Genomic DNA, 14,230 nt, shown 5'->3' with positions numbered 1-14,230 from the left:
AAGCGCCTACGGGGCTCGGGCGGTGCCGCCACCGAGCCGCGGCATCTGCTCGGCGCGATCGACCACGCCCGCGGCGCGGTGCTGGCCCAGCGCGAGGTCGGGAACAAGACCAACGAGATCACCGAGTTCGCCCCGTTGCTTGCCGGCGTCGAGCTGGCCGGTGCGGTGGTCACCGCCGATGCGCTACACACCCAGCGCGCCCACGCCGACTACCTGGTCCTCGAGCGTGGCGCGCACTACCTGGTGACCGTCAAGGGCAACCAGCCGGCCCTGTTCGCGCAGCTGAAAGCCCTGCCCTGGAAGCAGGTTCCGGTGGTGCACACCAGCGCCGACCGCGCGCACGGCCGCATCGAGCAGCGCCACATCAAGGTCGTCACCGTCTCCACCGGGATCGTGTTCCCGCACGCGCGCCAAGCCATCCAGATCACCCGCAAGACCCGCAAACCGGGCAGCACGAAGTGGACCACCGAGATCGCCTACGCCGTCACCAGCCTGACCCCCGAGCAGGCCACCGCCGCCGAGCTCGCCCGCTGGGTCCGCGGGCACTGGTGCATCGAAAACCGCCTGCACTGGGTGCGCGAGGTCACCTTCGACGAGGACCGCTGTCAGATCCGCACCGGCAACGGCCCCCGAGTGATGGCCTCCCTGCGCAACCTGGCGATCAGCGTGCTACGCCTCAACGGCGCCACCAACATCGCCCAAGCCCTCCGACATCAGGCCTGGGACCCACTCCGCCCCATCAACCTGCTACTGATCAGCTGAAGTGCGACTTTGCCGGGGCCGTGACGCTGGGGATGTGCGGCATCTCCGGGTCGTGCAGGAGCTTCTTGACAGCGTCGACGTCCTCGCCGATCTTCTTCACGGCCTTCGAGATCTCCTCGAAGGTCTTCTGAATCGCCACGATCACGGTGATGATCCGCCGCACGATCTTGTAGATCTGGTACATCTTCCAGGCGGTGTAGACGCCGGCGCCGATGTCGGCCAACGGATCCTCAGGTCCCAGGCCGACGGCCTCGATGGCGACATCCCCTGCGGCGGCGTCTTGAAGCCCGCCACGATGCCTCTCCTGATCCTCTCATCGCCGCCGTACGGCCGTTATCGATGTTGGTCCAGGCTCAGGGTAGCGATCTTATGGACCCCGCAAGGGCGGTTCGGGCCCTACTGGTTCGACACCTGCTCTGGCGCCGAGCGACCGCTCAGGGTTCCTCGGTCGGCACGACGGTGAACGGGACGGGGCGCCGCTCGGCGCGGGCCGTCAACGACCGGAGCACGTCATGGTCCAGCCACAGCGCGGGCATGCGGTCCGGAAAGAACTGGCGGACCTCCACGACGAACCAGCTCGCGCCCTCCGGGTGGTGGGCCAGCACGGTGGTCGTGTTCTCCCGGCCGGGCAGCACCGCATCGCGGGCTCCGGCGCCATAGGCGTACAGCGTTGCGCCGTGGTCGGTCTTGGTGCCGTCGAGGCGACGGGACAGGAGGGCGCGGAGATCGGCGGCGCCGAAGGTGTCGGGGTTCACGTCAGGGCCTCGCTTGCGGTCGGGGTGCGATCAGTGCGGCACGCGCGTCCGCCAGGTGGTCGAGCAATTCGGCGGTCCGGGACCGGCTGAACACCAGCCGCACGCTGTGCCGGGGCGAAAGGTGCAGTTCCAGCTCCATCGGCGCCCGCGCCACGGCTGCGGGCGCGCCGGGCAGCGGGTGCGGGCGGGATGCCGAGCAACACCCGGCCGCGCTGGTCGTGCTGCGCGAGCACGGCGCGGATGTCCCCGGTGCGCAGCGTGTCCATCAGCATGCCGGTGGCGTCGAAGTCGAGCGTGACGGTGTAGGCGGCGAGGCAGGCGAGCCGGAGCACGATGCCGTTGCGGCCGGGGGTGAGGTCCACGGCGGTGGTGCACGTGCTGGCGAAGTTGGCGTCCAGGCAGAGCACGTGCCGGGGAAAGGCGGTGTTGCGCGCCACGGGTGCTATCCCTCCCCGGCCGGGTCGGGGTCGTGCCAGCGCTGGAGTTCCTGCCCCAGTTCGACCAGGCGTTGACCCAGTTGGTGTACCCGCTCGGCCGGCGCCTCACCGTCCACGAGGGACAGCCCGGTGCGGGCGATCTCCCGGTTGACCGACGCGATCCGCGCCACCAACTTCCGTGTCTGTCGAGTCAACGTGCCCCTTCGCAGTTCGATGTGCCGCCGAGGACGGTATGGGCAACTTCGATCAACAAACAAGGCTGGCTTCGTGAAAATTTTCTCTGCCACTCTCTTGGGTGACAGCTTGCCTTGATCGCACGCCGTAGGCTCCGCGGTGATCACAGTCGAGTCGGAGGTGCGCATGGTGGTGGAGGAGTTCCGGGCAGGCGTTCGTGTCCGACGGATCGCACGACGGGCGCGCCGCTGGCGCGAGGCGGCGCAGATGAAGGGAGTCGACGCGGCGAGTCGGCTGCACTGGTCGCCGGCCAAGCTCAGCAAGATCGAGCATGGCGCCCTGCCGGTCGCCCCGGTCGACGTGCTCGCCCTGGCGCTGATCTACGACGTGCCCGAGGACGAGCGGAACGCCTTCTTCCGCGCGGCTCAGACGGCCCAGCAACGTGGCTGGTGGCAGGACTTCGGCAGGGACGAAGTCCTCGACGTGGCGCAGGACTACATCGAGTTGGAGTCCGAGGCGGAGCTGCTGCGCACCTTCTCGATCGACCTGGTGCCCGGCCTGCTCCAGACCCACGACTACACCGCGGCGCTGTCCCGCCGCGCCCTGCCGAGGGCGAGCGACGAGATCGACCAGCGAAGGGCCGAGGCACGTACAGCGCGGCAGGAACGGCTGTCCGGCGACGATCCGCTCCGGGTCGAGGCGATCATGACCGAGGCGGCGCTGCGCCTGGTGATCGGTGGCCCGGAAGTCATGCGAGCCCAGCTCGAAACCCTGCTCCGGTTCGCCAGGCTGCCGAACGTCCGACTGCAGGTACTGCCGTTCGCCGTCGGCGCCTACCCCTCGATCGGCTCACCGTTCAGCGTGCTCTCCTTTGCCGAGGAACACTTCGACGACGTGGTGTACGTGGAGAACCTCACACACGGCGTCTTCGTGGAGGACTCTGCCTCGGTCCAGACCTATACGATGAACTTCGCCGGTCTCCAGAAGATGGCCCTGAGCCCGACCCGGTCGGCGAAGGTGATCGCGGAGGTGGCCGGCGCCTTGTAGCGGCGACGAGCGGAGGGCAGCATGTCCGCCCCGGACCTGGCAGGCTTGGCGTGGCGCAAGAGCAGCCGCAGCAACGGGAACGGCAACGTCTGCGTGGAGATCGCCCGCACCCCCGCCCACGGCGCCGTGCGTGACTCGAAGAACCCGGCGGGACCCATGCTCGTCTTCGCCGGCGGCACACTGACCTCCTTCCTCGACGCCGCCAAGCAGGGCGCCTTCGACCGCGGCTGATCGACCGGCCCGGACGCTGATCGCGGAGCGATACATCCGCTGAGCCGCGCGGTGCCGGGCCGGCACGCCGATACGATCACGCGCCATGGACAGCGGGACGTTGCTGTTCGGCGGTGGGTGCGCGGGCCGCGACGGTGGCCTTGGCGTGGCCGCGGGTCCAGGTGAAGCCGCCCTCGCCGAGGCTGATCAGCCACTCGCCGTCGCCGTCGGTGGCGTGCAGGTGGAGCGTCTGGCCCGCAGCCTCGAGTTCGCCCAGCCGTTCGGCGACCCAGGACGCGTATGGCAGGTTGGTGAGGAACTCGTCGATGCCGTCCACCGCGATACCCGGATCGATGTGCGGCGTGCGGCCGAGCGCAAGTTCGGCGTCGGCACGATGTACCACGGCCTCGTGCAGGACCCGCCGCGGCCAGAAGCGGGCGTGCCGGTCCGCCGCCCACGTCCACAGTGGAGTTTCCGGCTCGGTGGCGCGCAGCGTGGCCAGCAGGGTTTCCGCGCCGGCGGTGAGCCACGCCGGGTAGCGGGTTGGGTCGTCGGGCAGTTCGAGCGGCGCCTCGCCGGAACGGATCCGCCGCTGCAGCCGGTTGCGGACGATGTGCTCGACCCATCGGTACGTGGTGCCGTGGTGCCGTGGTGCCGGATGAGGTCGGCCATCGTCCATCCCGGGCAGGTCGGCACCGGAGTCGACGGATCGGACTCCGCCACGACGGCCACGAACCGCTCGATCTGCCTCTGAAGTTCCCCGCAGTAGCGCTGGTACGACCACCCACCGACTTGATCATTCACAGTCCGCGAGCCTACGGGTTTCCGCGGCCGCCCGGGGCGACAGCCAACTGACTCAGCCACGCTTTCACAGGAGCTATCACGAATGATAGCATGGTCGGGTGCCAAACGTGCTGATTCGGGACGTGCCCGAAGACGACCTTGAGCAAATTCGGTCGGCTGCGGCCGACCAAGGCTTGTCCCTGCAGAGTTACCTCCGTGACGCCGTCCATGCACAAGCGGTGTATCTCCGCAGGCAGGCCGCGCTCGCCGAGGCGGCCGATCGGCTCCGCGGCCAGCCGAGCGTGCCGGATGATGAGCGTCAGGCGGTGCTCGACGCCATCGAGGACGCGCATGCCGAACGTGCCGACCGGTTGAGCGACGGCCGTCGTGATCGTTGACGCGTCCGTGGTGATCGACGCGGTCGCTGACCCTGGGCCTCGAGGTGCGGCGGCTCGGGACGCACTCGCGGCGCTCCCTGCCGCCGAACCGCTCATCGCGCCGGGGCATTTCGCTTTCGAGATCATGTCCGGTCTGCGCGCGGCGGCCAACCGCCCCAACCATCCGTTGAACGGCGCCGGCATCGATCCAGCGCTCCGGCTGGCGGAGTCGTTCGGGATCGCGATGGAAGCGACGCCGTGGGAAGACGTGCATCGCGCCTGGACCCTGGCCCGGGCGTCGCTCCGCTACGCCGATGCCATCTATGTCGCCGCTGCCGAGCGGCGCGGCACGGCACTCCTCACCGCCGACACGCGCATCGAACGGTCCGGTGCCCCGGTGAAGTGCCGGATCGTCACGGTGACACCAGTCGGGTAGCCGCGTCCCGGCGGAAGCGGACCAGCAGGGAGCCGCGCTGCGGGGAACCGGCCACGGACTCCCACAGGGGGCTGGCCGGGTCGGTGGGCCAGCGGTCCAGGCCGAGGCGGTCGCGGGCGGCCAGCGCGGTGACGTAGAGCTGCACGTCGCGGAGGTCCAGGCCGGCGCCGGCGGCGCGGAGGCGTTCCAGCACGGGCATGACCTCCTCCGCCCACCACCCGGCGGCCAGTTCGCGTCGATCCGACGGGGCGCGGCCGGACAGCGTGCGGCGCAGTGCCCACGCCTCGGCGGCGTCGGCGAGGCGCAGCCAGTCGGCCGGCTCGTCCAGCCACAGATCGCTGCGCACGCACTCGGCCAGCGGCACGCGTTCCAGGAACCGCCGCTCCACCGCCTTGCTGGCCAGGTGGGCCGCGCGCAGGCAGGCCATCGCGTAGGCCACCGTGCAGATCCGCCGCACCCGCGCGGTGACCACCGCGCGGCCGCGGGCGCGCAGCACCGAGACGCGGTGGTGGCCGTCGGCGACGAAGTACAGCTCGCCGAGCTGGACCAGATCCACCGGCGGCGGTTCCAACCCGTCCTCGACGGCCCGGGCCAGGCCCTCCCACCGGTCCCGCAGGCAGCCGTTGAGGAGCCGGAAGTCCGCGTCGAAGTCGTGCGGCCGGTTGACCGTGCCGACCACGTTGGCCAGCGGCACGTCCTCGACCCGAGCCGTTCGGAGTCTTCTGGAAACCGGGCGGGTGCTGCTTTCGTCAGAGCACGTGGAACGGGGGTGGTGGGCATGACCGGCCCGAACGTCGGGGACAACGCGGCGGCGGTGAACGCGCGGCTCGACCAGTGGGTGGCCGACGCCAAGGCGAAGGCCCAGCGGTACCAGGAGATGCAGGCCGAGGTGTCCCGGGTGTCGGCCACCGAGTCGTCCCCGGACGGTGTGGTCACGGTGACCGTGGACGCCAACGGTGCGCTCACCGACCTGCGGATCACCGACCGGGTCCGGGAGATGTCCGGGACGCAGGTGGCGGCGGCGGTACTGGGCGCGATGCGGCGGGCGCAGTCCCGGCTGCCCGACCGGGTCGCCGAGGTCATGCAGTCCACCATCGGCGACGACCAGGCCGCGATGGACATCGTGATGGCCAACTACCGCGGCCGGTTCCCCGAGGTCGACGAGCCCGAGCCGCCCCGCACGGACGGCGAGCACCGGATCGGCCGGCTGCCCGAGGATGAGCCGCCCCCGCCGCCGCGTCCGCCCCGGCCGGCGCCGCGCCGCCGGCCGGACGACGAGGACGACGGCTGGGACGAGGGCGGTTCCATCCTGCGAAGGAGCGATGCCTGATGGCCGGTGACGGCTACACGGTGACGCCGGCGGACCTGCACACCCACGCCGGCACGCTGGACGGGATCGCCGGCACGCTGGGCCAGGCGGTGGCCGCGGCGCAGCAGGTGTCCGTCGGCGTCGAGGCGTACGGGCAGATCGCCGGCCCGCTCTTCGTGCCGATCGTGCTGGCCGTCAGCGCGCCGGGGCTGCAGGCGCTGCAGCAGGCACAGTCCGCGGTGACCGCGGTGGCCGACGGCATCCGCAAGACGGCGTCCCACTACGACACCACCGAGCAGGGCAACACCGGCGGCTTCAACGCCATCCAGACTCCGGGGAACGGCAGATGACGAATCCGTTGGTGGCGCAGAAGCAGGACTCCACCACCTGGCACACCGGTATCAGCCTGGTCGACGACGCCGCCAGCGTCTACGACGGCGTGCAGTCCGGCTCCTGGGTCGAGGCCGGCCTCGGCCTGCTCGGCACCGGCCTGGACACCCTCGCGATGGTCACCAACCCCGTCGCCACCCTCATCTCCTACGGCCTGAACTGGCTCATCGAACACGTCAAACCGTTACAGGACGCGCTGAACTGGCTGGCCGGCGACCCCGACCAGATCTCCGCCTACGCCAAAACCTGGAAGAACGTCGCCCAGGCCGTGGGCAAGGCCGGCCAGGACCTCACCACCGCCATCCAGCGCGAGACCTCCTCGTGGACCGGGCAGGCCGCCGACGCCTACCGCAACCACGCCACCAACACCGTCAACCACCTCTCCGCCGCGGCCACCGCCGCCGACACCATCGGCACCGTCGTCGAGGTCGTCGGCGCCCTGGTCGGCACCGTCCGCGGCCTGGTCCGCGACATGGTCACCCAGGCCATCGGCGACATCATCCAGGACGCCCTGGAAGAGGTCTGCACCCTCGGCCTGGGCACCCCGGTGGTCATCGCCCAGGTGGTCACCCAGGTCTCGGACTGGATGGAGAAGATCACCGCCGTCATCCGCAAGCTCACCGGCTCGCTGGAGAAGCTGCGGCCGCTGATGAGCAAGCTCGAAGAGATCTGGAACGGCATCAAGAAGGGCCTGTCCGGGCTGCGCAACGCCGAGGACGGCGCCGACACCGCCGCCCGCAACGCCTCCCACGCCGCCGACGACGGCGCCCACGCACCCCACACCGGCGGCGACACCACCGCCCCCTCCAGCGCCGGCGACGTCCCCGGTGACACCACCGCGCCCAGCAACGCCGGCCACACCCCGGGCGACACCACCACCCCGTCCAGCCACGGCGGCGACGGCACCCCCGGCCACACCGGCACCGACCCCGGCAGCCCCGGCACCGGCGACACCACCGCCCCCTCCCACACCGACAACGGCGGCCCCGGTTCGTCCAGCGGCCACGGCGGGTCCGACGACACCAGCATCAAGGGCAACAACAACGATCCCTCGGCCAACTCGAAGACCGAAAGCGGCACCCCCAAGGACGGCGACCCGGTCGACGTGTCGACAGGCGTGATGCTGCAGACCCAGACCGACGTGCAACTGCCCGGGATCCTGCCGCTGGTGATCTCACGCACGCACAAATCCACCTACCGGGTCGGTCGGTGGTTCGGCCGTTCCTGGGCGTCGACACTCGACCAGAAGATCGAGGTCGACGACGATGCGGTGCACTTCGCCGCGGCCGACGGGATGCTGCTCAGGTATCCCCTGCCCGCCGTGGGCGCGCCCGTGCTGCCGCAGGAGGGTGCCGCATGGCCGCTGGCCGTCGGCGATGACGGCGGATACACGATCACCAACCGGCCGGCCGGTCAGACCCTGCACTTCGCAGCGAGCGGCGCCCAGCAACGGCCCATCACCGCTATTACCGACCGCAATGGCAACCGCATCGACTTCGTCTACGACGTGCACGGCACTCTGGTGGAGGTTCGGCACTCCGGCGGGTACCGGATCGGTGTCGAGACGACCGACGGCCTCGTCACCGAGCTACGTCTGATCGACCCCGAAACCGCCAGCGTCGTCACGCTGATGCGCTACCGATACGACGACCGCCGTTGCCTGACCGAGGTCATCAACTCGTCGAACCTGCCCATGCGGTTCGAGTACGACGACGCCGGCCGGATGACCCGGTGGGAAGACCGCAACGGCATGTGGTACCGCTTCTTCTACGACGCCGATGGTCGTTGCGTCCGCGGCGAAGGCAAGGACGGCTACCTCAGCTACACCTTCGATTACGACCGGAAGAATCTGGTCACCCGATCCACCAACTCACTCGGCCATACCACGACGTACCACCTCAACGACCGCCTCCAGGTGGTCCGCGAAATCGACCCACTGGGCAACACCACGCTCTCCGAATGGGACGCGCACCACCGGCTGCTGTCCCGCACCGACCCACTCGGCCGCACCACCCGCTACACCTACGACGGCGCCGGCAACCTCACCACCATCACCCGCCCCGACGGCAGCCAGGCCCACGCCGAGTACAACGAGTTCGGTTCGCCGACGGTCGTCCGGCAGCCCGACGGCGCGACATGGCGCCATGAATACGACTCCCGGGGGAACCTGACCGCCACCACGGACCCCGCTGGCGCGCGTACCGTCTTCGAGCGTGACGCCCGAGGAAACCTCACCGCGGTCATCGACGCGCTGGGAAATGCCCACGGAATTGAAGTAAACGCCGCTGGCCTGCCAATAATGGTCGCGGATCCCGCGGGCGCGGTCAGCCGCTACACGCGCGACGTTTTGGGTCGCGTCTCGGCCGTCATCGATCCCAACGGGAACACCGCACGTATCGGGTGGAACGTCGAAGGCAAGCCTGTCTTCCGCACGCTGCCCGACGGTTCCACGGAACGATGGGTGTACGACGGGGAAGGGAACCTCGTCGAGCACGTCGACGCGGCCGGCGGCGTGACACGAACCGAAATAGGACACTTTGATCTCCCGGTGGCCGAGATCGGCCCGGACGGCGCCCGCCTGGCCTACGCCTACGACACCGAGTTGCAACTCGTCGCTGTCACCAACCCGTATGGCAGAGTATGGCGCTACGAGTACGACGCGGCCGGCAACACCATTCGGGAATCGGACTTCGACGGCCGCGTCATCAGCTACGTCCGCGACGGTGCGGGCCAACTCGTCGAACGGATCAATGGCGCCGGACAGGTCACGACCTTCAGTCGGGACGAGGTCGGTAACGTCGTCGAACAGCGCTCGGAGGACATGCTGGCGCGGTTCGAATACGATCCGGCAGGCCGTATCACCCGCGCGGTCAACGCCGACGCGGACGTCACCTTCCGGCGCGACGTGCTGGGACGCGTGCTCGCCGAAAGTATCAACGGCGACACCGTCACGTCGACATATGACCTTCTCGGGCGGCGACTGGTTCGACGCACGCCCTCTGGAGCCGAAAGCTTGTGGGAGTACGGCGTCGGCGATCTTCCGGTCGCACTGCACGTCACAGGCCATACGGTGTGGTTTAGTCATGACGCCGCAGGACACGAAATCGAGCGGCAGTTTGACTCCGGTTTTGTCCTGAGCCAGGAATGGGATATCAACCACCGGCTTGCCAGCCAAACGCTCGCCGCGGTCGGATTCGGTCCCAGTCACAGCAATCAGATACTCCAGCATCGCCGCTACCACTACCGCCGGGACGGATTGGTCGCCGGTGTCGACGATCAGCTTGGCGGCCCACGCCGGTTCCATCTGGACCGAGCCGGACGCATCATCGCCGTTCATGGCACCTATCGGCCGGAGAGGTACACCTACGACCTTGACGGGAACATCACGTTCGCCGACTGGTCGGCCGCCGAGCAGGGTCGGGCCACGACGGAGGCGCAGGGCCTACGGGAGTATGCCGGCACACTCCTGCGGCGTGCCGGCAACGTCTCGTACCGGCACGATCGGCAGGGTCGCGTCGTCAGGCGCCAGCAACGGCGCCTTTCCGCCAAGCCGTTGACCTGGCACTACACCTGGAACTCCGACGACCGACTCGTCGCGGTGACGACCCCGGACGGTCAGCGGTGGCGCTACCGCTATGACGCCCTCGGCCGGCGCATCGCCAAGCAGCGCCTCACCGAGGACGGTTCGGTCGTCGAAGAGACCCGGTTCACCTGGGACGGCACCGTTCTGGCCGAGCAGGCAGAGGTGGGCACGGGCCATGGGCGGCGCACGACGACATGGGAATGGGAGCCGGGTCGGTTCCGCCCGATCGTCCAGGCCGAACGATCACCGCATCAGGGTGCCTCGCAGGAATGGTTCGACCAGAAGTTCTACGCCATTGTGACCGACCTCGTAGGCACCCCCACGGAGATGGTCGAGCCAGACGGAAACATAGCCTGGCGAGCGCGACATTCCCTATGGGGCGCTCCGAGTTCCCACGACGATGGCGACGCCCACACGCCACTCCGATTCCCCGGCCAGTACCACGATCCGGAAAGTCAGCTCAATTACAACTACCAACGCTACTATGATCCGCTGTCCGGCCATTACGTCAGCAACGATCCGCTCGGCCTGGCTCCGGCGCCCAACCATCACGCATACGTGTTCAATCCAACCGTGTGGATGGATCCGCTCGGCCTCACACCGTATGACGCCACGACTCCCGTTGGTGGTTCGAACGAACCGCGGTTCGTGTCAGGACGCGACGGAATTATTGACACTGCTGATCCGAATCTCAAACAACAGATCGATAATGTGGCGAACCACATGATCAATAACGGCTATACGCCACCGCCCGGCGTCCGTCAAGGCGGGCTACGAGGTTATCCTCCCGGAACATGGGGTAACCGGGCAGGCGACCTCCCGACGCAGCCACTCGGGTACTACCATGAGACGGACGTTTGGCCGGGACCGGGGCCACGAGGAAGTCAGCGGCTCATCGTCGGCAACGGCGGTGAGGTGTGGTACACGCCCGATCACTACGGGACCTTCCGGAGAGTGCGTTGACCAGTTGGATCCAGATGCCCTCGCCCCCACTCCTCCACGCCAGGAGCGTTCCCTATCTGGTGGACGAGGTGAACCTGGCGGAGCTACGCCGATACCTCGACGAGGCACGAGCTAACGTTGTCGAGGTCGACATGGCCGGCGCGACGTCCGTATCCGACGTTATCGGGGCCGTCAGGCAGGCCCTGCCGTTCCCGGAATGGTGCGGGTTGAGCTGGGACTCCGTCGAGGACGCATTCGAGGAGATCCGTGAGGCTTGGCGGTTTCCGCTGGTACTGATTCTTCGGGGACTGCCGGACCTGCTGCGCGACCGCACTCATCTCGGCTTGGAGACGGTTATCCGATTCAACAGCCTGGAAGAATCATTCTCCCTCGCCGGCGACCAGTTCGTCGTTGTCTACGCAGGAACTGCGTGGTCCTGAGCGGTGCGTCAATCAATCGATGATCGGGCGGACCGTACTCAACCGCGCCGGGTTGGCCGCCGAATGCGTAGGAGCAGCCGTCCAGCCGTTGATCATCCGGTGGCCGGGGTGGCCTTGCGGACGTAGAGGAGGCGGTCGCCTGGTTCGATGGCGTCGGCTTCGGGGGCGTCGACCCGGAACAGCCGGCCGCCGCGGACCACGCCGAGCACGATGTCGGAGAGGTGCCGGGGGGACGCGCCGATCTCGGTCTGCTCCACCTCGCGCTCGGCGATGGCCAGGCCCTCGGACGGGGTGAGCAGGTCCTCCACCATCTCCACCACCGATGGGGTGCTGGTGGCCAGGCCGAGCAGCCGGCCGGCCGTGCCGCTGGACACCACCACCGGGTCGGCGCCGGACTGGCGGAGCAGATGGACGTTCTCCTCCTCCCGCACCGACGCGACGACCTGCGCGTTCGGCGCCAGCTCCCGGGCGGTGAGGGTGACCAGCACCGCGGTGTCGTCCCGGGCCACCGCGACGACCACCGCCCTGGCGTCCGGCACGCCGGCGGAGCGCAGCACCTCGTTGCTGGTGCCGGAGCCCTGCACGGTGACCAGGCCGGCCGCGGAGGCGGCGTCCACCGCGCTCTGGTCGGTGTCGACCACGATGATGTTCTCGGGCCGCATGCCCTCGCCGAGCAGGCCGACGACCGCGGACCGTCCCTTGGTGCCGTAGCCGACGACCACCACGTGGTCCCGCACCCTGGACCTCCACCTCTTGATCTTGTACGCCTGCCGGGACCGCTCGTCGAGCACCCGGATCGTGGTGCCGATCAGCACCACGAGGAACACCACCCGCAGCGGCATGATGACCACCACGCTGGCCAGCCGGGCGGACGTGCTGATCGGGGTGACACCGGCGTAGTCGGCAGGGAAGAGCGAACCGGCGGCGTAGTACAGGCAGTCCACGAAGGTCAGCCCGCGGCCGTCGACGTCGCGGTAGCCGGCCCGGCCGAGGTAGACCACCACGGCGATGCCGAGCAGCACCGCCACCGCGGCGGCCACCGCGCGCAGCACCGACCCCACCGGGGTCCGCCGGGCCGGCGACATCCGGACCACGCCGGCCCCCGTGCCCTGGCCACCGTCACGCTGACTCATGTCGCGTCGCTCCCCCGTCGCGCCCGCATCCGGTCCGGCAGCGCCCGCCACAGGTACGCCAGCGCCTCCGCGCCCCGCAACAGGAACGGCACCACGACCCGCTCGTTCGGCGCGTGGATGCGGTCGTCCGGCAGCCCGACGCCGAAGTAGACCGTGGCCACACCCAGCCCGGTGTGCAGCGCGGACGCCGGGCCGGAGCCGCCGGCGCGGGTGAACCGCACCTCCTGCTCGAAGGCCGCCCGCAGCGCGTCCCGCACGGCCAGGGTCGCCGGATGGTCGGTGGGCGCCGCGTACGGCTCGGACGCACCGCCGAAGCGGACCTCGGCGCGCACCGCGCTGGGCGTGTGCGCGTCAACGAACGCGCGGACCAGGTCGCGGATCTTCTCCGGCCGCTGGTCCGGGACCAGCCGGAAGGACAGCTTCGCGCTGGCCCGGTGCGGGATGATCGTCTTCACCCCGGGGCCGGTGTACCCGGCGACCAGGCCGTTGACCTCGGCGGTCGGCCGCACCCAGGTGCGTTCCAGGCTGGACCAGCCGGCCTCGCCGGTGGCCTCGGTGACGCCGGCGCCCGGCCCGGCCAGCCAGGCGGCCTCGTCGAACGGCAGCCCGGCGAAGTCGGCGCGCTCCACATCGGAGGGGAGCCGGACGTCGTCGTAGAACCCGGGCACGGCGACCCGGCCGTCGTCGTCGTGCAGCGCGGCGACCAGCTTGGCCAGCTCGACCGCGGGGTTGGGCACCGCGCCGCCGAACCGCCCGGAATGCAGGTCCATGGTGCCGCTCGTGAAGGTCACCTCGGCCTCGACCAGCCCGCGCTGGCCGGTGACCACGGTGATGGCGTCCCGGTTGAACACCGCGGTGTCGGTGACCACCACCAGGTCGCAGGCCAGCCGGTCGCGGTGGGCGCGGATCAGCTCGAGAATGTGCGGTGAGCCAGACTCCTCCTCGCCCTCGACGAGCAGCTTCACCGACACCGCCGGGGACATCCGGCCGGTGGCGGCGAGATGCGCCCGCAGGCCCAGCAGGTGCATGGCGACCTGGCCCTTGTCGTCGCTCGCGCCCCTGGCGAACAGTTCGTCGCCGACCAGGGTCGGCTCGAACGGCGGATGCCGCCACAGCTCGATCGGGTCCACGGGCTGCACGTCGTGGTGCCCGTACACCAGGACGGTGGGCGCGTCCGGCTCGGCCGCCGGCCAGTGCGCGTAGACCGCGGGCAGCGCCGGACCGCCATCCCACACCTCGACGGTGGGCCAGCCGTCCGCCCGCAGTGCCTCGGCCAGCCACTCGGCGGACCGGCCGACGTCGGGATGGTGCGCGGGATCGGTGCCGATCGACGGGATGGACAACCACTCGCGCAGCCGCACCACGTAGTCGGGGGCGAGCGCGGTCACGGCATCCCGCTCGGCGGCGATGGGTGACCCCTCTGGCGGTGCCTCGTCCGTCACGGTGCCGGAG

General features: G+C 69.7%; 17 protein-coding genes. 9 read left to right on the top strand and 8 right to left on the bottom strand.

What is annotated here, in order from left to right:
* On the top strand, positions 1-762 hold a 762-nt coding region (locus tag FFT21_RS08395), incomplete at its 5' end, for an ISAs1 family transposase (protein WP_137813187.1).
* Here the strand turns inward: FFT21_RS08395 and FFT21_RS08390 are convergent.
* From FFT21_RS08390 to FFT21_RS28815, 4 genes are all read right to left on the bottom strand, one after another.
* On the bottom strand, positions 755-985 hold the full coding sequence (locus tag FFT21_RS08390; RefSeq protein ID WP_137813186.1) for a hypothetical protein: 231 nt from the start codon (positions 983-985) through the stop codon (positions 755-757). The two genes, FFT21_RS08395 and FFT21_RS08390, sit on opposite strands and share 8 nt — an antisense overlap.
* Before the next feature lie 211 nt (positions 986-1,196).
* A complete protein-coding gene (locus FFT21_RS08385) occupies positions 1,197-1,517 on the bottom strand; it encodes a hypothetical protein (protein ID WP_137813185.1) in 321 nt (106 codons plus the stop codon).
* Positions 1,514-1,954 (bottom strand): hypothetical protein, encoded by a 441-nt coding sequence (locus tag FFT21_RS08380; protein WP_137813184.1) that lies wholly within the window; start codon positions 1,952-1,954, stop codon positions 1,514-1,516. The genes FFT21_RS08385 and FFT21_RS08380 overlap by 4 nt, the downstream gene beginning before the upstream one ends.
* A gap of 5 nt (positions 1,955-1,959) precedes the next feature.
* Positions 1,960-2,124, bottom strand: a complete 165-nt coding sequence (locus tag FFT21_RS28815) for a hypothetical protein (RefSeq protein WP_153816547.1) — start codon at positions 2,122-2,124, stop codon at positions 1,960-1,962.
* Between the two features lie 190 nt (positions 2,125-2,314).
* On the opposite strand from FFT21_RS28815, the gene FFT21_RS08375 reads away from it, so the two are divergent.
* Complete coding sequence (locus FFT21_RS08375) at positions 2,315-3,175, top strand: helix-turn-helix domain-containing protein (RefSeq protein ID WP_225978219.1); 861 nt, start codon at positions 2,315-2,317, stop codon at positions 3,173-3,175.
* A 21-nt stretch (positions 3,176-3,196) separates the two neighbouring features.
* Positions 3,197-3,406 carry a DUF397 domain-containing protein gene (locus FFT21_RS08370; protein WP_137813182.1) on the top strand — a complete coding sequence of 70 codons (210 nt, stop codon included), beginning with the start codon at positions 3,197-3,199 and terminating at the stop codon, positions 3,404-3,406.
* 76 nt (positions 3,407-3,482) lie between these two features.
* On the opposite strand, the gene FFT21_RS08365 is transcribed toward FFT21_RS08370, so the two are convergent.
* Complete coding sequence (locus FFT21_RS08365; RefSeq protein ID WP_137813181.1) at positions 3,483-4,064, bottom strand: maleylpyruvate isomerase family mycothiol-dependent enzyme; 582 nt, start codon at positions 4,062-4,064, stop codon at positions 3,483-3,485.
* A 223-nt stretch (positions 4,065-4,287) separates the two neighbouring features.
* On the opposite strand from FFT21_RS08365, the gene FFT21_RS08360 reads away from it, so the two are divergent.
* Together FFT21_RS08360 and FFT21_RS08355 are read left to right on the top strand one after the other, a co-directional pair.
* Positions 4,288-4,566 (top strand): hypothetical protein, encoded by a 279-nt coding sequence (locus FFT21_RS08360; protein ID WP_137813180.1) that lies wholly within the window; start codon positions 4,288-4,290, stop codon positions 4,564-4,566.
* The gene (locus FFT21_RS08355; RefSeq protein WP_137813179.1) at positions 4,556-4,981 is read left to right on the top strand and encodes a type II toxin-antitoxin system VapC family toxin; all 426 of its coding nucleotides are present in this window, start codon (positions 4,556-4,558) and stop codon (positions 4,979-4,981) included. The genes FFT21_RS08360 and FFT21_RS08355 overlap by 11 nt, the downstream gene beginning before the upstream one ends.
* Here the strand turns inward: FFT21_RS08355 and FFT21_RS08350 are convergent.
* Positions 4,959-5,675, bottom strand: coding sequence for a hypothetical protein (locus FFT21_RS08350; protein ID WP_137813178.1), 717 nt, complete (start codon positions 5,673-5,675; stop codon positions 4,959-4,961). The genes FFT21_RS08355 and FFT21_RS08350 overlap by 23 nt on opposite strands.
* A gap of 84 nt (positions 5,676-5,759) precedes the next feature.
* Here FFT21_RS08350 and FFT21_RS08345 point away from each other — a divergent pair, with 84 nt between their 5' ends.
* From FFT21_RS08345 to FFT21_RS08330, 4 genes are read left to right on the top strand one after another with little or no spacing between them, the layout of a single operon-like run.
* Complete coding sequence (locus tag FFT21_RS08345; RefSeq protein ID WP_137813177.1) at positions 5,760-6,311, top strand: YbaB/EbfC family nucleoid-associated protein; 552 nt, start codon at positions 5,760-5,762, stop codon at positions 6,309-6,311.
* The gene (locus FFT21_RS08340) at positions 6,311-6,640 is read left to right on the top strand and encodes a type VII secretion target (RefSeq protein WP_137813176.1); all 330 of its coding nucleotides are present in this window, start codon (positions 6,311-6,313) and stop codon (positions 6,638-6,640) included. Before FFT21_RS08345 ends, FFT21_RS08340 begins: the two co-directional genes overlap by 1 nt.
* Positions 6,637-11,226, top strand: coding sequence for a DUF6531 domain-containing protein (locus FFT21_RS08335; RefSeq protein ID WP_137813175.1), 4,590 nt, complete (start codon positions 6,637-6,639; stop codon positions 11,224-11,226). Before FFT21_RS08340 ends, FFT21_RS08335 begins: the two co-directional genes overlap by 4 nt.
* Positions 11,227-11,285: 59 nt before the next feature.
* Positions 11,286-11,645 carry a barstar family protein gene (locus FFT21_RS08330; protein ID WP_192909430.1) on the top strand — a complete coding sequence of 120 codons (360 nt, stop codon included), beginning with the start codon at positions 11,286-11,288 and terminating at the stop codon, positions 11,643-11,645.
* 92 nt (positions 11,646-11,737) lie between these two features.
* Here the strand turns inward: FFT21_RS08330 and FFT21_RS08325 are convergent, their stop codons facing one another.
* Complete coding sequence (locus tag FFT21_RS08325) at positions 11,738-12,778, bottom strand: potassium channel family protein (RefSeq protein ID WP_137813173.1); 1,041 nt, start codon at positions 12,776-12,778, stop codon at positions 11,738-11,740.
* Complete coding sequence (locus FFT21_RS08320) at positions 12,775-14,220, bottom strand: M20/M25/M40 family metallo-hydrolase (RefSeq protein ID WP_225978211.1); 1,446 nt, start codon at positions 14,218-14,220, stop codon at positions 12,775-12,777. Before FFT21_RS08320 ends, FFT21_RS08325 begins: the two co-directional genes overlap by 4 nt.
* Positions 14,221-14,230 lie beyond the last annotated feature (10 nt).

The sequence above is a fragment of the Gandjariella thermophila genome (assembly GCF_005405885.1).
Classification (GTDB): Bacteria; Actinomycetota; Actinomycetes; order Mycobacteriales; family Pseudonocardiaceae; genus Gandjariella; species Gandjariella thermophila.
This window is presented reverse-complemented; position numbering and strand designations above follow the sequence as displayed.